Genomic DNA, 20118 nt, shown 5'->3' with positions numbered 1-20118 from the left:
TTGATAATCTAGTTTTTGCCGGGGCGGCTGGCTTTCGCCCGGACCTTTGCGTATCGGCAAGCCGATTGGGGCGCATAGCTGTTACCCATCCATTAATCATAAAATAAAGACGCCGGATGCAACCTCCGGCCCCCGCGACGGCACTTTGGGCGTTATGCATTGTATGAAACGAAATATACCGGCTACCGCCGTTCTGCTCTCTGCCCTGCTGGGCACCGCTCACCTGGCCGCAGGCCAACAGACCCCGGGCGGGGGTGCCCGCCCCGCTGCGGCAGCGCCCCGCGCCGCGGCCGGCCGCGTCAGCGGCACCGTAACCGACGCCACCACCGGCAAGCCGGTTTCCTACGCCTCGGTGGCGGTGCTGGATGCCGCCGGCAACCCGGTGAACGGCGGCGTGTGCGGCGACGACGGCAAGTTTGTGCTGCCCGGCATTCCGGCCGGCACCTACACGGTGCAGGTAAGCTTTGTGGGCTACAAGAACGAAGAGCGCCCGGGCGTGGTAGTCACGGCGGGCAATGCCACCGACCTGGGCACGGTGAAGCTGGCCGTGGCGGCCCAAAAGCTGGGCGAAGTGGTGGTGACGGGCCAGAAGGCCCTGATTGAGGAGCGAGTAGACCGCACCGTGTACAACGCCGAAAACGACCAGACCACCCGCGGCGGCGACGCCACCGACGTGCTCAAGCGCGTGCCCATGCTGAGCGTGGACCTCGACGGCAACGTGAGTTTGCGCGGCAGCTCCAGCATTCGGGTGCTCATCAACAACAAGCCCTCGACCATTGCGGCCAGCAGCATTGCCGACGCCCTGAAGCAGATTCCGGCCGAGCAGATTAAGACCGTGGAGGTCATCACCTCGCCCTCGGCCAAATACGACGCCGAAGGCTCGGGCGGCATCATCAACATTGTCACCAAAACCAACGACCTGCGCGGCGCCACCTTGGGCGTGAACCTGAGCGCCGGCCTGCGCAGCACCAACCTGGGCCTGCAGGGCAGCCTGCGCACTGGCAAAATGGGCTTCTCGCTGGGCGGCTTCGGCCGCTCGCAGTACAACACGCCCGGCGAGTTCACCAACACGCAGGTGACGCGCAGCCTGGCCACCGGCGCGGCTACTACCACGGTGCAAAGTGCCGATACCCGCAACCAGGGCATTTTTGGGCGCTACCAGTTCGGCTGGGACTACGACATCAACAAGTTTAATTCCCTGCAGGCGTCTATTTCGTATGGCACGCGCAGCGGCAGCAACTACCAGGACGGCCTGCTGCGCAACACCTACGCCGGCACGGTGGCCGGCGGCACGCCCCTCAGCAGCGACCTGCGCGACACCTACTCGAAAGACAATTCGGGCACCGTGGACGCCAGCCTGACCTACACGCATAGCTTCGAAAAGCCGCAGCACGAGCTCAGCATTCTCACGCTGTTCAGCCGCAACGACCGCACCAACAACTTCACGAACACCATTCTGGGCTCGACGCAGCCCGGCCCGGCGCGCATCGAAAACGATAACCCGAGCTACAACGAAGAATACACGGTTCAGCTTGATTACCAGAACCCCATCAGCAAAACCCAGATTCTGGAAGTGGGCGCCAAGAACATTTTGCGGCGGGTGAATTCGGACTACGCCACCACCTCCTACGGCGCCGGGGGCGAAGTGCTGCCCACGGTGGGCCTCACCTCGGCCAGCAACGTGTTTACTTACCGCCAGAACGTGACGGCCGGCTACGCCGCCTACACCCTGGGCCTGCCCAAAGGCTTCACCCTGAAGCCCGGCGTACGCTACGAGTACACCACCATTCAGGCCAATTTTGCGCGCTCCGAGGCGGCCAACATTCCCGACTACGGCGTGCTGGTGCCCAGCGTGAACCTCTCGCGCAAGCTCTCGAACGGCAACGTGCTGAAGCTGGCGTACAACCGCCGCATTCAGCGCCCCTCGCTGCAGTTCCTGAACCCCAACGTGAACGCGCAGAACCCCAAGAACGTGAGCCAGGGCAACCCCTACCTCTCGCCCGAATACACCAACAACTACGAACTGGGCTACAGCACCTTCTACAAGCGCCTGAACCTGAGCTTCAGCACCTTCGTGCGCAACACCACCGGCTCCATTGAGGCCCTGCGTACGGTGCGCGGCATCGATACCGTGTCGACCAGCTACGCCAACATCGGCCAGCAGAATGCCTACGGCGGCAGCATCTTCGCCAACATCAACAACGGCAAGCTTACCCTGAACGGCGGCGCCGACTTTTATTACACCACCCTCACCAACAACGTGCCCGACCGCAACTTCGCCTCCTCCAACGAGGGCTTTGTCATCGGCGGCCGGGTGGGCGGCTCCTACAACATCACCCCGGTGTGGGGCGTGCAGGCGTTTGGCGGCTTCCGCGGCCGGCAGGTGCAGCTGCAGGGCAACCAGTCCGGCCAGGGCTTCTACACCGTGGGCGTGAAGCGCGACTTTGCCGAGAAGCGCGGCAGCATCGGCTTTGGGGTTGACAACATCTTCACGCCCACCATCACGGTGCGCAACACGGTGGTGTCGCCGCTCATTGACCAGGCCAGCGCCAACACCTCGCACATCTTGGGCTTCCGCGTCAACTTCAGCTACCGCATCGGCAAGCTCACGGCCACGCCCCCGCGCCGCTCGAAGAGCATCAACAACGACGACCTGAAGAGCGAAGGCGAAGGCGGTGGCGGCCTGGACGCCGGTGGCGCCGGCGGCGCTGGCGGTGCCGGTGCTCCCGCCGGTGGCGGTGGCCGTCCGGCCGGCGGCCAGCGTCCCGGCGCTACGGGTGCGCCGGCGGGCGGCTACCCCGGCCGCCCGGCCGGTGCCATGCCCGGTGCTACTCCCGGCGCCCAGCCGGTAGCTCCTGCCAGCGGCGCCCCCGCCGACTCGTCCCAAACCGCACCGGCGGCGGTGCCCGGCACCCTGCCCGGCCTGCAAGCACCCACGGCGCAACCGGCCGACACCACGCGCCGCCCGGCCACGCCGGCCCCGGCCCAGCCCACCAACCCCGTGAACGCGCCCGCCAACGCGCCCTCGCCGGGCACCACCACGCCCAACGGCACCACGCCGGCCGGCAGCCCCGGCGGCCGCCCGTAGCAGCGCCTGATGCCTAAAAAACGGGAAGCCGGGCACAGCCGAAGTACTAGCACTGCTTCCACTGTGGCCGGCTTCCCGTTTTTGTTAACCCGCGCCAACGCGGCGGCCGGCGCCTACTTTTGCCCGGCGTTCATCATTCTCAATGCCTAACCACCCGCCTTCTTCCGCAGCCGACTCTGACGCGCATTTTTTGCAGCGTTTGCGGCCGTCGCGCCTCATTTTGCCGGTGGCGCTGGGGCTGCTGGTGGTGGGCTACCTGTTTTGGCGGAGCTACAAGCCCGGCGACTTGGCCCCGCTGGCCCAGGCCGACTGGCGCTGGCTGGCCGTGGCCGTGCTGGTGCTGGCCGCCCGCGACCTGGGCTACATCTACCGCATTCGCCACATCGCCGAAACCGAGCTCACCTACCGGCAGGCGCTCGACGTAATTATGATTTGGGAATTCGCGTCGTGCGTGCTGCCCTCGGGGCAGGGCGGCACGGGCGCGGCGCCGTTTATTCTGGAAAAAGAGGGCATTCCGCTGGGTAAAGGCTTGGCTTACATCATGGTAACGGCCCTGCTCGACAACCTCTACTACGTGGTGATGGTGCCGCTGGTGGTGCTCATTGCGGGGGCCGGCCTTTACCCCCACGAGGCCTTGCAAACGGGTTTTGTGGCCACGCTACGGGTGGCGTTTGGGGTAAGCTACCTGTTTGTGACGCTCTATGCGGGGCTGATGCTGTACGCCATTTTCGTCAATCCCAAATCGGTGCGGCGCCTGCTGGTGCGGCTGTTTTCGCTGCCAGTGCTGCGGCGCTGGCGGCGCACGGCCTACCGCCACGGCCAGGAAATGGTGCGCGCCTCGGCCCAGCTGCGCGGCAACGGCCCGGCCTACTGGTGGCGGGCCAGCGTGAGCACGGCCTTCGTCTGGACGGCTCGCTACGCCATCATTGGCTGCCTCATTGCCGCCTTCGTGCCCATGGATTCGGGCACGTTCCTGTTCATTTTTGCCCGCAACATCACCTACAAAGTCATCTTGCTGGTGGCCATCACGCCGGGCGGCGCGGGCATTGCCGAAGGCGCCTTTCCCACGTTTTTCGGCAAGTTCATCGGCACGGCCACCATGACCAGCTTCCTGGTTTTCCTCTACCGCATCGTGACCTACTACCTGTACCTGGTACTGGGACTGGTGTTCCTGCCGCGCTGGGTGACGCGGGTATTTGGCAAACGGCCCCAGCAAAATACGCTGCCTGACCGAACATAAAAAAAGCCCCGGACCGCAACGGCCCGGGGCTTTTTGGCAGCATCAGTTTTAGCGACTAATCCTTTTCCAGCATCAGCGTGGCGCCGTCGGCCGACTTCAGCGTGAGCTTGTCGTCGGTGAGGGTTTCTACCGCAAACGTGTTGGCCGTAGCGCTGCCTTCGGGGGTGAAGGTGATGGTCTTACCGGCCTGGTCGAAGGTGTATTTGCCCGACACGGCCCCGGCGGCGCCGTCGGTCATGGTGTAGTTGCCGTTGGCAAAAACGTGAAGCTCCTGCTGTTTTTGCGCGTCGGTTTGCTTTACTTTGTCGCCACTGGCATCGGTTTCCTTAGCAGTTTTCCATACCTTGCTGTCGGTACCGTACAACATGTTCACGCCTTCTACCTTGCCTTTGTCGTTGCCACACGCCGTGACAAACAACGACACCAACAGCAGCAGGCTGGCGAAATAACGGAGCGAAAAAAGGGACTGAAGTTTCATGAGCATAAAAAAAAGAATGGTGAAAGAATGAGAAAGCCTGCGGTTGCAAACTCGTCGGCTTACGAGCCACAAGCAAAAGAGTTTACGCCGTAACCTCATCTGCAGCGGCCCGTATATGGGCCCTGTCGGCTACCCCGCGGGGCGGCTCATTCAAACTTTTTTTTCATTAAACGGAACAAATCCATGGGACTCTTTGATTTTCTCAGCGACAAAGGCGAGCAAAAACCCGCAGAGCCCGCAGCAAAGCCGGCTGCTGGCGGCACTGATTTTTTTGGAAATGCCGCCGGTGCCAATCCAGCCACTGCCGGCGATTCGTACACCGTGGTAAGCGGTGATTCGCTGTCTAAAATTGCTAAACACCACTACGGCGACGCCGCCAAGTGGCATCAGATATACGAGGCCAACAAGGCCACTATCGGCAGTAACCCCGACCATATTGAAGTTGGTCAGGTGTTAACCCTACCTAGTCTCTAGGTACTTTTTTGCAGAAAAAAGGTGAGAAAAGCCACTCTGTTTCAGGGTGGCTTTTTTGCGTTTGGTCGGGCAGCGCTGCGAGTTAAAAGAACGTCATGCAGAGCGTAGCGAAGCATCTTGCCCGTGGAAGTAATCAATTGATTAGCGGTGGCACGCGAGATGCTTCACTGCGCTCTGCATGACGGCTTGAATAAGCGGCCCACAAAATTTATTTCGCCCCCACCGCTTGCCCATCAAAAAATTTCTCGCTTACCTTTGCCCTCACCAACCCGGTACTCCCTGCTAACGGCGGGCAGTTTTTAAGTTTTATACAGAAGCGGCGAGAGACTAGGCTCCCTGACCCGCTGGCAACCTTCCTTCCTGTGAAAGGTGCCAATTCCTACCCACTGCGGTTTTGGCCGCGCTGGGGCATATGACTCGAGTGCCATGGAAAATACTTCTCGTTCCGCCTTCTTCCACCCGACTCCTTCGGCTGCTTTGCGCGCCCAGGTTTCGGGCTTTTTCGTTTCGGCTCCAAGCCGTTGCACGCAGGCCGCCCCGTTCGCTCGAATGCGAATGTGCTGTTGCTGCCCGTGTTGTTGCTAAGCTGATTTCGGCTTAGGCACCCCCTCCCCTCCTTTCTGGATTTTCTGGTGGCTTCTCGGGGCTGCCGCGCGCCCTTTCGGGGCCGTTGGCGGACCTCGGCCCACCGCTTCAACACGGGCTTACCCGGGGGTTTCATCGCGCTGTAAACGCCTCTATGCAAGCTGCTTAGCGCTTCTTCCAATCAACTCATTACGGTTTTCAACCTTCAAACATCTCCGCATCATGTCCGCTCAATCCCTGCACTTCGAAACCCTGCAACTCCACGCCGGCCAGCAGCCCGACCCCACCACCGGCTCACGCGCTGTGCCCCTTTTCCAAACCACCAGCTACGTGTTCAAGAACGCCGAGCACGGGGCCAATCTGTTCGCCCTGAAGGAGTTCGGCAACATCTACACCCGCCTGATGAATCCCACCACCGACGTGTTTGAGCAGCGCGTGGCGGCGCTGGAAGGCGGCGTGGCGGCGCTGGCCACCAGCTCGGGCCAGGCGGCGCAGTTCATTGCCCTCAACAACATCCTGCAGGCCGGCGACAACTTCGTGAGCTCGTCTTACCTCTACGGTGGCACCTACAACCAGTTTAAGGTGGCCTTCAAGCGGTTGGGCATCGAAGTACGCTTTGCCGATGGCGACAACCCAGCCAGCTTCGAGGAGCTGATTGACGAAAACACCAAGGCCATTTACCTCGAAACCATTGGCAACCCCAGCTTCAGCATTCCTGATTTTGAAGCCGTTGCGGCCATTGCCAACCGCCACGATTTGCCGCTGATTGTGGACAACACTTTCGGGGCGGGCGGCTACCTGTTCCGGCCCTTGGAACACGGCGCGCACATCGTGGTGGAGTCGGCCACGAAGTGGATTGGCGGCCACGGCACCAGCATCGGCGGCGTGATTGTGGACGGCGGCACCTACGACTTCGGCAACGGCAAATTCCCGCAGTTCACCGAGCCCAGCGACGGCTACCACGGCTTGGTTTTCAACGATGTATTTGGCAAAGGCGGGCCGTTTGGCAACATCGCCTTCATCATCCGGGCGCGGGTGGAAGGGCTGCGCGACTTCGGTCCGGCCATTAGCCCCTTCAACTCCTGGCAGCTGCTCATCGGCCTCGAAACCCTGAGCCTGCGCGTGGAGCGCACCGTGGAAAACGCCCTTAAAATAGCCACTTGGCTGGAGCAGCACCCGCAGGTAGAAAGCGTGAACTACCCCGGCCTGGCCAGCAGCCCTTCGCATCGTCTGGCGCAGAAGTACCTGGAGCGCGGCTTCGGCGGCGTGCTTTCGTTCCGCATTAAGGGCTCGAAGGAAACGGCTACGCAGTTCATCGACAACCTCAAGCTCATCAGCCATTTGGCTAACGTGGGCGACGCCAAGACGCTCATCATTCAGCCTTCGGCCTCCACGCACCAGCAGCTGAGCGAAGGGGAACAGCTGGCTGCCGGCGTCACGCCCACGTCGCTGCGCCTTTCAGTGGGCATTGAGCATTTCGAGGACATCAAAGCCGATTTGCAGGCGGCGTTCGACGCCATCGGCAACACGGCCAGCCTGCCCACCGAAGGCGAGGCAGTGACCGAGCCCGAGCTGGAGCACGCTCAGCCGCTGGAAGTGTAAACCCCATGGCCGTCGGCGGGCCACCCCTGGTGGGCCGGAGCCAGTCTCGCTGGCGGCTTTTTGCTTGTCAGTCGATGTAGAACCAGTCCACGGGCTGGCCCACTTTCCTGCAGTTTGTTGGAGAAAGATGGGGGTGAGATACCGAGGGCTAGCCTCGTGCGCTGGTTCTACAACGACTTTTTTACCTGTTTCCCCATGTCAGACCATCTTTTTCACCTGCCCGATTTACTGCTCGAAAGCGGCGAAACCCTGGCCGGCGCCCACGTGGCGTACCGCACCTGGGGCCAGCTCAACGAGGACCGCGACAACGTGGTGTGGGTGTGCCACGCCCTCACGGCCAACGCCGACGTGCTGGCCTGGTGGCCGGGCCTAGTGGGGCCGGGGTGCTACTACGACCCCGCCGAATACTTCATTGTGTGCGCCAACGTGCTGGGCTCCTGCTACGGCAGCACCAGCCCGCGCGACCCGGACCCCACCACCGGCCGGCCGCGCTACCAGCACTTCCCGCGCCTGACCATTCGGGACCTGGTGGCGGCCCACGAGGCCCTGCGCGAGGACCTGGGCCTGACGGATATTCACACGCTGATTGGCGGCTCGCTGGGCGGGCAGCAGGCGCTGGAATGGGCCGTGCAGCGCCCCGATTTGTTCGACCACCTCGTGGTCATCGCCACCAATGCCCGGCACTCGGCCTGGGGCATTGCCTTCAACGAAGCCCAGCGGCTGGCCATCGAGGCCGACCCGACCTACGCGGCCGGCCAGCCCGGCGGGGGCGACGAGGGCCTGCGCGCCGCCCGCGCTATTGCCCTGCTCAGCTACCGCAGCTACCCGGCCTACGCCGATACCCAAACCGACCCCGACGACGACCTGCCGGACGAGCACCGCGCCAGCAGCTACCAGCGCTACCAGGGCGACAAACTGGTGGCCCGCTTCGACGCCTACAGCTACGTGGCCCTCAGCCGCAGCATGGATTCGCACAACCTCGGCCGCGGCCGGGGCGGCGTGGCGGCGGCTCTGCGCCGCATCGGGGCCCGTACGCTGGTGCTGGGCATTACTTCCGACGTGTTGTTTCCGCTGAGTGAGCAGCGGGAGCTGGCCGCCCACATCCCCGGCGCGATGTACGCCGAGCTGGACTCGCGCTACGGCCACGACGGCTTTTTGCTGGAAACCGGCGCGATTACGCACTTTCTGGAGCGGTTCTACGCGCCCACGTTCGTGCATTGATTTTTAGGAAAAGACAGACGCTGATGGCATTCCTGAAAAGTGCTTTCAAACGCAGTGAACGCAGTTGATTAGCACAAACCAACCTGTTTGAGTACAACGCATCAGCTCCGGGCACAAACTTTTCGATGGCAGCACAAACCCCTGGTGCATAGTATATGCGCACGCACCTTTTTGATGGCGTGCAGGCTTGCAACGATAAAATTAATAACACAGAGATGGAACACGAGCAAGCACGGCTCCGCGTCGGCCTGATTGGCTTTGGCTGCGTGGGGCAGGGTTTCTACGACATTGTGCAGCAACAGCCGGGCCTCAACCTGGTCGTAACACGCATTGCCGTGAAGAACCCCACCAAGCCACGGACATTGCCTGCCGAGCGGTTCAGCTTTCATGCCGACGACCTCCTGGCTGACCCCGAAGTAGACCTTCTGGTTGAAGTCATTGACGACGCGGCCGAGGCCTTCCGGCTGGTGAGCGCCGCCCTGCGCCAAGGCCGCCGCGTGGTGACGGCCAACAAGGCCATGCTGGCCCGGCACCTGCCGGAGCTGGTGCAGCTGCAGGCCGATTTCGGCGGCACGCTGCTCTACGAAGCGGCCGTGTGCGGCAGCATCCCGGTCATCCGCACGCTCGACCAGTATTTCGGCCACGAGCCCTTGCGCTCGGTGAGCGGTATTTTCAACGGCTCGTCGAACTACGTGCTGACGCGCATGGGCGAAGACGGCTCCGACTACGGCCCGGCATTGGCCGAAGCCCAGGCCCAGGGCTTTGCCGAAACCGACCCCGCGCTCGACATGGGCGCCTTCGACCCGCGCTCGAAAGCCGTGATTCTGGCCGCCCACGCCTACGGGGTTTTCCTGAACGCTGAAGAGGTGCTGAACCTGGGAATAGAAGGTATTGGGGCGGCCGACATTGCCCGTGCCGCCGCGCACGGCCGCAAAATCAAGGTAGTGGCGGGCTTGTACCGCTTGCCGGATGGGCACACCACGGCGCTGGTGACGCCGCAGCTGGTGGGGCCGGAGTCGCCCCTCTACGCCGTGGACCGCGAGTTCAACGGCGTGGTGCTGGAGGCGGAATTTGCCGGCGCGCAGTTCCTGCGGGGGCGGGGCGCCGGGGGCCATCCCACGGGCTCGGCCGTGCTGGCCGATGTGCTGGCCTTGCAGCGCGGCCTGCGCTACGGCTACACCAAGCAAGACGCGCCAGCAGCTGTTCAGCTCACCCAAGGCCTGGCCGTGGAGGCCTACGTGAGCCACCCCGACGTGGGCGCCCTGCGCGAAGTGCTGACCTGGCTGGAACTGCCCCCCGAAACCCTGTGCACCGACGAGCACGGCACGTACGCCACCGGCCCCGTGGCGCTGGAGCAGCTGTTTGCGTGGCGCAAGGAGCTACGGGCTAACGGCGTGTTTGTGGCCCGGGTGGGCGAAGTGCTGCCGTTGGGTGCACCGGCCGACGTGTTGGCGCAACACTTGGCGGCGCTGGTTTAACGCAAACCGGGTAGGGTGCAGGGCTTGCCCCCGCCCCCTACCCGGTTTTTAGTTTATCGGAAACCTACTTGAATTCCAGCCGCAACGCCGGCTGGCCGGGAAGCTTCAGGAAGTAGACGCCCGGTTTCAGGGCGTTGCGCAGAATGCTCAGGTCGTGGGCCTCGGGACTGATGACGCGCACCACGCGGCCGGCGGCATCGAGCAGCTGGGCCTGCAACGGCAGCAGCAATTCTTTGGGCAGGGTCAGCTGCACGGCTTCTTCGGCGGGCACGGGGTAGGCTTGGGCGGCGGGGACGGGGTAGGCTTGGGCGGCGGGGACGGCGCTGGCTTTCACAGCCGAAAGCACCGTGCCGGCTTGGGCCAGGCTGGGCCGCAGGAAGTCGCGGATGGTGCGGAAGGTGGTGTCGGCGTAGGCAGCGTTGCTCTCGAAGGGAATATGGCCGGCCCCGCGCAACGTGCGCAAGGTGTTGCGAATGCCAACCTGCGTGGCGCGGGGGTTGAGGCGACCGCTGCCGTACACGTACTTGGGCGGCAGGCTGCTGCCCACGCGGCCCTGCAGGTAGGGCACGGTGCCGTCGGCGGTGCCGTGCACGCTGCACAGGGGCGCGTTGCCGGCCTCGATGAGGCTGGGCTGCTCGGTGGCGCCGCTCAGGTTGAGCACGGCCAGCGGCTGGCTGCTGTAGCCGGGGTTGCCGCTGGTGCCCTCGATGCCGCCCAGCGCCGCAATGCCCACGTAGGCCGGCACTTCGCTGGCCTTGTCGAGGTAGCCCACTTCCAGCGCCGCGAAGGCGCCGGCCGACGAGCCGCCCACCGTGATGTAGTTGGGGTGCACCCGGTAGGTGTTGGTGGTGGCAGCGTCTTTGCGGAAGAAGCGCACGGCCGCCCGCAGGTCCTGCATGCCCCGGATGGCCGACTTGGCGATGTTCACCGTGTCGAAGCCCCCGCCAATGATGGTGCCCAAATCGAGCAGGCGGTAATCGATGCTGGCCGTGACGTAGCCCAGCCGGGCAAAGCGGGTGCACACGGCCACCATGTAGGCATCGGTGCGCGAGCCCGTGACGAAGCCGCCCTGGTGGGCGAAGATGATGACTGGCCGCCGGGCCAGCACGTCGCCGGAGGGCTGGTAAATGTCCATCAGCAGCTGCTGAGTGGCCCCGGCCGAGTTCACCGCCGAGCCGAAGTTGACGCCCGAGGTCACGGTCACGTTGGCGAATACGGGCTGATAGTAGCGGCCCTGAGTAGTGTCAATGACAGCCTGCGCCGAGGCCATACGCGCGCCAATCAGCAGCGCCAAACAGAGAAATAGTGCTTTCATAAAAAAGAAAAGAAATGGCAGAAAGAAGGTGGGAAGCGGCCGGGCACGCCGCATCTCCCACAACCTGAGCAACACCTCAGCCGGGCCGTGGCCCAAACACCCGGCCGGGCCGCAAGTTCCGACTTATTGCACCACCACGCGACGCACCAGCGGCGTGCCCGCCACGCGCAGCTGGTACACGCCCGGCGCCAGGCCGCGCACGTTCACCTCGCCGGCCAGGACCGCGCCGCTGGCCGTGAGGGCCTGGCGGCGTACGGTCTGCCCGAGGGCATTGGTGAGTTCGGCCACGGTGGTAGTCGATTGACCAGTAGCCAGCGGCAGCTCGACCCGGAAGCTGGTGGCGGCCGGGTTGGGGTACACCTGCAGCTGGGCGGCCAGGGTTTGCGCGGGGCTGGTGGCCAGCACGCCGGCCGCCTGCAGCTCCAGCGCGAAGCGGCCCGGGGCCGTGGTTCCCGCCACCGTGAAGGCGTAGCGGGTGCCGGGCGCCAGCGGCGTGCGCGTGCCCGTCAGGGCATCGGTGAGGGTGAGGGCGCCGGGGCCGAAGTTGGCCAGCTGCTCGGCCGTGAGCACGTAGGCGCCCGGCTGGGGCACGGCCAGCGCCAGCGGCACCGTGGCGGGTGCGCCGGCCACGGGCAGGCCGTTGATGGCCAAGGCCTCGGAGCCGGCCAGGGTGGCCAGGTTCAGGCCGCTGGGGTTGGGCAGCTTGGCGGCGTCGAAGCGCAGGTCGGGGCCGGTAGTGGCGCCGGCTTCTTGGTACACGTAGGCCTCGTCGTAAGCGGCGGGCGTGGCGGCGGCGGCCAGCGTCAGGCGCAGGCGGGGGCGGCTGTCGGCAGTGCCGCGCTGCACGGTGCGGGTGTTGGACGTGGCGAAGTCGGTGACGCGGGCGCTGACCGGAAAGGTAAAGGTCACGGGGTTCGGCGACAGGGAGCGCACGAAGAAGCCCTGCCCCAACGGAATGATGCTGCCCGAGCCGCCCAGGCCGTTCACATAGCTCCGGTACTGGCCGCCGTATTGGCTGGTGCTCACAAAGACGTACATGGCGCTGCTCATGCCGGCCGGCACGGTGATATTATCCCAGTTGAGGGCCGAGGCAAACGGGCTGCCCAGCAGGTGCCAGCCCGCATCGGGATTGACAGCGCCCGTGAGCGCAAAAGAGACGTCCTGGTTATTAGCCGGCAACGCGCCGGTAAAGGATAGGGTCTGGCCGGCGGTGATGTTGACGGCGTAGCCATGATTACTGGTCAGGTAATTGGGCGTACCGGGATTCGATACCGGCACAAACCAGCCTTTGTCGAAGGTGGAATAAACCGTGACCGGCGACGTGAGTGCCCGGGCCTGCTCGTAGCCAAACACATTGGGAAAAGGCTGCACCAGGTCGGGCCGGCTGCTTTGGTTGTAGGCCGCAGTGAGCACGGGCGTGAAAGCGAACGTAGCCAGGCCATTGATAGTGGCCGGGGCTACCGGCGAGGCAATGTGCCGGTAGCCCAAACCCGGGTTAACGCTTGGGTCTAAGTAGAGCTGTACGGTCACCAGGTTGTTTTGCGTGCCGGCGCCGGGCCCAACCAGGGCCGTGCCAGCCGGGCCCGAGAGCAGCGTCACGGGTTGGAAGCGGTTGTCCAGCAGCCCGCTGGTGGGAGTGTATTTCTGCCGAATGCTCACCGCACCGGTCAGCGTCACTCGATTGGCCGAAGGCACGGCTATTTCCAGCTCGCGCACGGTGGCGGGCAGGCCGGTGCCGGTGGTCTGGTCGGTGGTGCCGTCGTACGCATACACGGCATCGGAGCTGAAGGTGCGGGTGCCCGTGTTGCGAATGGACCCGGTGGCACCGCTGGCCGCAATGCCGGCCGGGTCACAAATCCGCAGCGCCGCCCCGGCCTGCAGGTCGAAGCTGCCCGGCCCGTCCACCACAAAGCAGTTGGTTTTGAGCGAGCCCGGCGTTTGGCCGCTCAGGCTTTTGATGACCAGCGTGCCGTAGACCGTCACGTTGCCGCTGAGCGTGGCCTGGCCGCTGTTGATGGTAATGTCCTGGTAGGAACCGGGCGCTACAGTGGCATTCGTGTTGATGACGAGGCTGGGGTACACCGGCGCCACAAAGGGCGCCAGCAGCGGGCGCAGGAAGGCGCGCGCGTCGCGGTACACCGTATCGGCGTAGGCAAGGCCGGCCACGCTGGTGCTCTCGAAGGGCACGTGTCCGGCCTTGCTGAAGCGGCGCAGCTGGTTGGGCACCCCGATGCTGGAGGCGTAGGGGTTGAGGCGGCCGCTGCCGTACACGTACTTGGGCGGCAGCACCGAGCCCACTTTGCCTTGCAGGTAGGGCACGGTGGCGTCGGCGGTGCCGTGGGCGCTGTAGAGGGGCGCGTTGCCGGCCTCGATGAGGCTGGGCTGCTCGGTGGCGCCGCTCAGGTTGAGCACGGCCAGCGGCTGGCTGCTGTAGCCGGGGTTGCCGCTGGTGCCCTCGATGCCGCCCAGCGCCGCAATGCCCACGTAAGCGGGCACTTCGCTCACTTTATCGAGGTAGCCCACTTCCAGCGCCGCAAAAGCCCCCGCCGACGAGCCGCCCACCACAATGCGGCTGGGGCTCACGCGGTACAGGTTGGCCCCGGCCGCGTCGGCCCGGAAAAAGCGCACGGCGGCCCGCAGGTCCTGCATGCCCCGAATGGCCGACTTGGCCACGTTCACCGTGTCGAAGCCACCCGACAGAATGGTGCCGATGTCGAGCAAACGGTAGTCGATGCTGGCCGTGACGTAGCCCAGCCGGGCAAACTGGGTACACACCTTCACCATGTAGGCATCGGTGCGCGAGCCCGTGACGAAGCCGCCCTGGTGGGCGAAGATGATGACCGGCCGCGCCGGGTTTAGGTCGCCGGTGGGCTGGTAGATGTCCATGAAAAGCTGCTGGGTGAAGCCGGCCGAGTTCACCGCTGAGCCAAACAAAACCCCGGAGGTGACGGTGGCGCCCGGGTAGATGGGCTGGAAGAACCGGCCGCCGGTGGTGTCAAGCGGCACCTGCGCGGCAGCAGTTTGCCAGGCGCCGAGCAGCAGCAGCCACACAAACAGTAGAGAAGCTTTCATAGACGATGGGGTGAAAGGTGAACGGAATGAAGCCAATGGGCTGACGTACAAACGGGGCGTAGGGTTAGGCGACCAGCGGAACTGGGGTTCCGAAGGTACGAACCCCGTTATTTGCAGCCGCCTTGCCCAAATGCCGTAGAGGCAGGGGCCCGTCCCAGCCCGGCATATGGCCCCGTGACAATGACTTTTTGTTCAACGGCGGGCTCGGAAAAGCCCCGCCCCTGTGTCGTCCAACGACTCCAACCTTTGCTTCATCTATGCCCATCACCTTCCCTCCTGCCCTGCAAGCCGGCCAGCGCGTGGCCATTGTGAGCCCCGCCCGCAAAATTTCGGCCACCGACCTAGCCCCCGCCGTTGCCACCCTCGAAAGCTGGGGCCTGGAGGTGGTGCTAGGCGAAAGCATTGCCGGCGACTTCTACCAGTTTGCCGGGCCCGACGACCTGCGCCGCGCCGACTTCCAGCGCCAGCTCGACGACCCCAGCATTCGGGCCATCCTGTGCGCGCGGGGCGGTTACGGCACCGCCCGCATCGTCGACGGGCTCGACTTCACGGCCTTCCGCAGCGCCCCCAAGTGGGTGGCCGGCTTTTCCGACATCACCGTGCTCAACGCGCACCTGCTGGCCCTGGGCCACGCCAGCATCCACGGCGTCATGCCGGTGCTGTTTCATCAGGAGGGCGGCGAGCTGGCGCTCGAAACCCTGCGCCGGGCCTTGTTTGGTGAACCCTTTCAGCCCATTGCGGCCGCGCCCCACGCCCTCAACCGCCCCGGCACGGCCACCGGCGAGCTGGTGGGTGGCAACCTGAGCTTGCTCCAAACGGTCACGGGCACGGCTTCGCAGGCCGGCTTCGCGGGCCGCATTCTGTTTCTGGAAGACCTCGACGAATACCTCTACCACGTCGACCGCATGATGCTGCACCTGCACCGCAGCGGGCAACTGCAGGGGCTGGCCGCCCTGGTGGTGGGCCACTTCTCCCAGATGCGCGACAACGCCATCCCCTTCGGCGTGACAGCCGAGGAAATCATTGACCGCTACGCGCAGATGTACAACTTCCCGGTGGCGTATGGCTTCCCCGTGGGCCACGAGGCCGACAACCTGGCGCTGGTGGTGGGCCAGACCGTGACGCTGACGGTGGGCGACGAAGGGGGCCGACTGACGGCGTAAACATCCAGCCGACAGCCAACTGTTCATGCCTTTGCCTGGAGCAGAATGGGATAAACGAGGCACAACTATTGCTGCTGCCCGATTTTACCCTGCTCTATGACGCAACCCTACCCCCGGGCCATTTACTTCGCTGCTTCCATTCTGCTCCTGTGGCCCACTGCCAGGGCCTGGGCGCAGGCGCCTACCGTGCTCAGCACTACCCCGGCGGCCAACGCCGGGGCTGCCCCTCGAAACGGGCCGCTCGTGGTCAGCTTCAGCCAGCCGCTCACGGCGGGCTCGGCCGGGGCACTCAAGGTATTTAGTAGCCAGCGGGGGGGGCTGCGCTCGCGGGGCGCCACGCCGGCTACGGTCAGCGGCAATGGCCTGCGCTTTGCCCCGCAGCCCTACGACTTCCGCCCCGGCGAAACCGTGCGCTATACCGTGACCACGGCGGCACAGGCCAGCACCGGCGCCTTGGCCCAGCCCTGGGTGGGCCAATTCACGACGGCCGTGGCCGGCACGGGGCGCGGGGCATTTGCCGCCCCGGCCACCAACGCCGAGCCGGCCGTGGGCATCCGCCCGGTGAGCGTGGCGGTAGGCGACCTAGATGGCGACGGCGACCTCGACTTGGTCACTGTCGACGCGGGCAGCAACAACCTCAGCCTGCGCTTCAACGACGGTACCGGCCGCTTTCTCGCTAGCCCCGCCGGCTTCGACTGGCTACTGTCCGCCATGCCTTCGAGCGTGGTGCTGGGCGATGTGAACGGCGACGGCCTGCTCGATGTGCTCATCGCCAACGAAGCTGACCAGACGGTGGCCGTGCTGGTCGGCCTCGGCGGCGGCCGCTTGGGCGCATCCGGCTCGGCGTACGTCCCGCTGGGCCAGGGCCCCGGTCACCTGGCGCTGGGAGACATTGACGGCGATGGCGATTTGGATTTCGTGACGGCCAATTTCGGCACGGGTTCGGTAAGCATTGGCCTCAACGACGGCCACGGCGCATTTGCGGTGCCGGCTACCAACGGCTTGGTGGCGGCGGGCGCACGCACCCGCCAAGTTGCACTAGGCGATGTGGACGGCGACGGCGACCTCGACCTGCTGGCCACCAACGAGAGCATTGGCAGTGGCAACCAGGGCACGGTGAGCGTGCGCCTCAACAACGGCGCCGGGGTGTTTACAGCGCCGGCCACCAATGCCGACGTCGTGGCCGGCTTCGGCCCGCACGCCATTGCCTTGGGCGATGTGGACGGCGACGGCGACCTCGATGCCGTCATCACGCAGTATTACAACACCACGGGGATAGTGCTGCACAACAACGGCGCGGGCAGCTTTGCAAACGTTAACCCTAACGTCAGCTTCTCCTTGCCTGCCTACCCAACCAGTCTGGCCCTGGGCGATGTGGACGGCGACGGCGACCTCGATGTGGTAGCAGCGGGCGAGCTACACGGCGTGGCCAGCGTGCGCCTCAACGCCGGCGGCGCCTTCACGAGCCCGCCACCCGGCGGGCAGCCCACCCTCAACGGCCTCAACAACAGCGTAGTATTGGGCGATGTGGATGGCGACGGCGACCTCGACCTCCTGGCCACCAACCGCAGTACCAACACCGTGAGCGTGCGCCTCAACGGGGGTACCGGCCCGCTGGCAACGGTGCCGGCCGCCGCGGCCACGCTAGCCCTTTACCCATCCCCGGCCCACGACTGGGTGGCCGTGGCGGGGGCCACTCCGCACGCCGTGCTGGCGGTGGTCGATACCCTCGGCCGCCCCCTTCTCCTCGCAACTGCCGACGCAACGGGTGCCGCAGCGCTGGTGCTTCCGAGCGGAACGCCAGCCGGTATTTACGTGGTACGGGCCGGTACCCGCACCGCCAAGCTGCTGGTGGAGTAGCTACCCGGCGGTTGATTACCTACGGCTTTCCCAAAAACGCCAGCACCGCCGCGTTGAACACGGCCGGGTCTTCCTGCGGGGCGTAGTGCGTGAGGCCGGGCAGAAACTGCACCTGCCCGTGCGGCAGGCTGCGGGCAATGAGGCGGGAATGTTCCTCTTTGATGAGGTCTTTCTCGCCGGCCAGCACCAGCGTGGGCACGGCGACGCCGGCCAGGTCCACGGCCTTCATGCGCGGATAGTCGAGCAGCAGCACCATGAGCGGGCGCACCTTGCGCGCCTGCTGGTTGACGGGGTAGAGCAGCGTGGTCAGGGCTTTGCCCTGGCGCACTTCTTTGAGGGTGGCGGCGGTCACGGCCGTGGAGTCGGCCCAGAGGTTAGCGCCCATGGTCACCAGCTTCTTCACCTGCTGCGGGTGGTGCAGGGCCATGCTGAGGCCGGTGTTGCCGCCGTCGCTCCAGCCCACCACGTGCGCGGCGGGAATGTGCAGGGCCGTGAGCAGGGCGCTCATGTCGTCGGCAAACAGGTCGTAGGTGAGCGTGGGCTTGCCGTTGGTGCTCTGGCCCTGGGCGCGGGTGTCAACGGCGATAACCTGGTAGTGCTTGGCCAATTCCGGAATCTGGCCATTGAAGGCCGAGATGGACTGGCCGTTGCCGTGCAGCAGCAGCAGGGGCTCGCCGGTGCCGTAGGTTTCGTAGTAAAGCTTGATGCCGTTGACGGCCACCGTGTGCCCGGCGCGGGCGTTTTTGCCGTAGTGCACGGCGCCCTGGCCGGCGAGCTCCAGGTAGTGGTTGCCAGCGGGCTCCTGCGCGGTGCGGAACCGAAAAGCCTCGTTGAGGTAAAGCGGCCGCCAGCCGTTGGGGAAACCGCTGGCGCTGTCGGCGCGGGCGGCCTCAAAGTCGCCGTTGAGCAGCGGCACGGCCTGCCACTGGCCTTTGCCGGCGGCCACTTCCAGCTTGAAGTCGTCGTAGCCGAAGGTGCCGTTGAGGTAGACGTTGGCATTAAGGGTCAGCCCGACGGCGGTGCGGGGCAGCGTGCCGGAGAGGGAGAAGGTGCGCCACTGGCCGTCGCGCCGCTTGGCCCGCATCTGGCCGGGCTTGCTCATGCTCAGAAACTTCTTGTTCTTATCAAAGACCACCGCAAAAACGTTGGCATCGGCACTGTCGCCGGCCGGAGCGTCCACTTTCATGCGGGCCGAGAGGCGGTAGGCGCGGCCGGCGTAGGGCTGCACGTCTACCCGCTGCCGGAAATAGAACAGGGAGCTGACCTGGGTTTTGAGTTTGGATTGGGCCGCCGCGGGCAGGTAGCAGGCCAACAGCGTGAGCAGGAGGGCGAAGTGTTTCAAGCGCAAAGAAAGATGAGGGTAAAATAGGCTGATTAGCAAACCGGCCGACAGGTTGCCCCGCTGGCCGTTTTCGCCTGTCATTTCAAGGTCGCCGTTGACTTAGGAAGGCTTAGGCACTTCTTAGTCGACGTAGAGCACCTGCACCATGGTCTGGCCCACCGCCTTGAGCGTCTTGCGGTCGATGATGCTCATGTTGTCGGTGGTGGCGTGGTGGTAGGCGGGAAAGTAGTCGTCGCCGTAAGTGGGGTGGTCGTAGATGTCGAGCGTGGGGATGCCGGCCCGGTTCGTGTACACGTGGTCGTCGGTGATGCCGCCGGTGTCCTGGAAGCGGAAGAAATCGGAGTAGCCCAGCGTGGCCGCCGTGTTCCAGATTTTGTCGAGCGGGCCGCGGGCGTTGGTGCGCGAGGTTTCTTCGCGGGTGAAGGTGCCGCCCTTGGCGCCCACCATGTCGAGCAGCACGCCGAACTCGGCCTTGTAGCCCACGGGCAGCAGGTTTTTGGACCAGTACTGCGAGCCCAGGCACCACGAGTCGGTGCCGCTGCCGTCGAGCTGGTTTTTCACGCCCTGCTGAGTGCCCTCGTCGTGGCCCCAGTCCTCGGCGTCGAAGAAGATGAAGTCGACGCCCACGTTGGGGGCCAGCGAATCGGGCTGCTGGCTGAGCACCCGTGCCATTTCCAGGGCCACGGCCACGGCGCTGGCGCCGTCGGAAGCGCCGTCCATGGGCTTGTTTTTCTTGGCCGGGTCCTTGTCGGCATCGGCGAAAGGCCGGGTGTCCCAGTGGCCGAAGATGGCCACGCGCCGCGCCGCCGTGGGCTGGTACTGGGCAATGATGTTGCGGGCCCGGATGTTGGTGCCGTCAAACGTCATCGCCGTGAACGGCTGCTCCATCACCTTCAGGCCGTAGCCCTTCAGCTTGCGCACCAGCCAATCGCCGCAGGCCACGTGGGCCTTCGAGTTGGGCACGCGCGGCCCGAAGCTCACCTGCTTGGCCGTGAAGGCATAGGCCGAGTCGGCGTTGAACACCGGCGCCTTGGGCAGCTTGGGGGCAGCCGGCGCGCTGGTGTCGGCCGTTTCGGTGGTTTTGGTTTTGTCCGGGCAGCCGGTGAGAACGAGCAGGCCCGCCAGAGCGGCCAGGGGAAGGCGGAAAGTGCGGAAATTCATGCGACGTGCGATGCGGCGCGGACGGTGGGCCTCACCCCC

13 protein-coding genes and 1 riboswitch are annotated in these 20118 nt (G+C 65.1%); of the genes, 8 read left to right on the top strand and 5 right to left on the bottom strand.

All coding sequences use genetic code 11. The features are described from left to right. Positions 1 to 163 precede the first annotated feature (163 nt). Positions 164 to 3088: a TonB-dependent receptor gene (locus tag MUN81_RS02050; protein WP_245114737.1), complete on the top strand. Its 2925-nt coding sequence runs from the start codon at positions 164 to 166 to the stop codon at positions 3086 to 3088. A gap of 142 nt (positions 3089 to 3230) precedes the next feature. Continuing rightward, positions 3231 to 4328: a lysylphosphatidylglycerol synthase transmembrane domain-containing protein gene (locus MUN81_RS02045; RefSeq protein WP_245114736.1), complete on the top strand. Its 1098-nt coding sequence runs from the start codon at positions 3231 to 3233 to the stop codon at positions 4326 to 4328. Positions 4329 to 4383: 55 nt separating this feature from the next. On the opposite strand, the gene MUN81_RS02040 is transcribed toward MUN81_RS02045, so the two are convergent. Next, positions 4384 to 4806, bottom strand: a complete 423-nt coding sequence (locus MUN81_RS02040) for a hypothetical protein (RefSeq protein WP_190928760.1) — start codon at positions 4804 to 4806, stop codon at positions 4384 to 4386. Between the two features lie 183 nt (positions 4807 to 4989). Between MUN81_RS02040 and MUN81_RS02035 the strand changes: the two genes are divergently transcribed. From MUN81_RS02035 to MUN81_RS02020, 4 genes are all read left to right on the top strand, one after another. Next, on the top strand, positions 4990 to 5280 hold the full coding sequence (locus MUN81_RS02035) for a LysM peptidoglycan-binding domain-containing protein (RefSeq protein WP_245114735.1): 291 nt from the start codon (positions 4990 to 4992) through the stop codon (positions 5278 to 5280). 303 nt (positions 5281 to 5583) lie between these two features. Then, positions 5584 to 5699, top strand: a riboswitch (SAM riboswitch). Between the two features lie 388 nt (positions 5700 to 6087). Beyond that, positions 6088 to 7467, top strand: coding sequence for an O-acetylhomoserine aminocarboxypropyltransferase/cysteine synthase (locus tag MUN81_RS02030; protein ID WP_245114734.1), 1380 nt, complete (start codon positions 6088 to 6090; stop codon positions 7465 to 7467). 195 nt (positions 7468 to 7662) lie between these two features. Further along, entirely contained in the window at positions 7663 to 8688 is a 1026-nt protein-coding gene (gene metX / locus MUN81_RS02025; RefSeq protein WP_245114733.1) for a homoserine O-acetyltransferase, read from the top strand. Between the two features lie 155 nt (positions 8689 to 8843). Next, positions 8844 to 10166: a homoserine dehydrogenase gene (locus MUN81_RS02020; RefSeq protein ID WP_245114732.1), complete on the top strand. Its 1323-nt coding sequence runs from the start codon at positions 8844 to 8846 to the stop codon at positions 10164 to 10166. A gap of 64 nt (positions 10167 to 10230) precedes the next feature. On the opposite strand, the gene MUN81_RS02015 is transcribed toward MUN81_RS02020, so the two are convergent. Both MUN81_RS02015 and MUN81_RS02010 read right to left on the bottom strand, forming a co-directional pair. Beyond that, positions 10231 to 11481 (bottom strand): alpha/beta hydrolase, encoded by a 1251-nt coding sequence (locus tag MUN81_RS02015; RefSeq protein ID WP_245114731.1) that lies wholly within the window; start codon positions 11479 to 11481, stop codon positions 10231 to 10233. Positions 11482 to 11604: 123 nt separating this feature from the next. Next, entirely contained in the window at positions 11605 to 14553 is a 2949-nt protein-coding gene (locus MUN81_RS02010) for a T9SS type A sorting domain-containing protein (RefSeq protein ID WP_245114730.1), read from the bottom strand. A gap of 257 nt (positions 14554 to 14810) precedes the next feature. Here MUN81_RS02010 and MUN81_RS02005 point away from each other — a divergent pair, with 257 nt between their 5' ends. Then, a complete protein-coding gene (locus MUN81_RS02005) occupies positions 14811 to 15716 on the top strand; it encodes an LD-carboxypeptidase (RefSeq protein ID WP_245114729.1) in 906 nt (301 codons plus the stop codon). Positions 15717 to 15812: 96 nt separating this feature from the next. Then, complete coding sequence (locus tag MUN81_RS02000) at positions 15813 to 17576, top strand: Ig-like domain-containing protein (RefSeq protein WP_245114728.1); 1764 nt, start codon at positions 15813 to 15815, stop codon at positions 17574 to 17576. Between the two features lie 19 nt (positions 17577 to 17595). Here MUN81_RS02000 and MUN81_RS01995 read toward each other — a convergent pair whose 3' ends face one another. Then, positions 17596 to 18918 carry an alpha/beta hydrolase gene (locus MUN81_RS01995; RefSeq protein WP_245114727.1) on the bottom strand — a complete coding sequence of 441 codons (1323 nt, stop codon included), beginning with the start codon at positions 18916 to 18918 and terminating at the stop codon, positions 17596 to 17598. Positions 18919 to 19038: 120 nt separating this feature from the next. Beyond that, a complete protein-coding gene (locus MUN81_RS01990) occupies positions 19039 to 20079 on the bottom strand; it encodes a M28 family peptidase (protein WP_245114726.1) in 1041 nt (346 codons plus the stop codon). Positions 20080 to 20118 lie beyond the last annotated feature (39 nt).

It is taken from the genome of Hymenobacter sp. 5317J-9 (genome assembly GCF_022921075.1).
GTDB lineage: Bacteria > Bacteroidota > Bacteroidia > Cytophagales > Hymenobacteraceae > Hymenobacter.
Note: the sequence above shows the minus strand (reverse complement) of the source record. Positions and strands in the feature narration are given on the sequence as shown.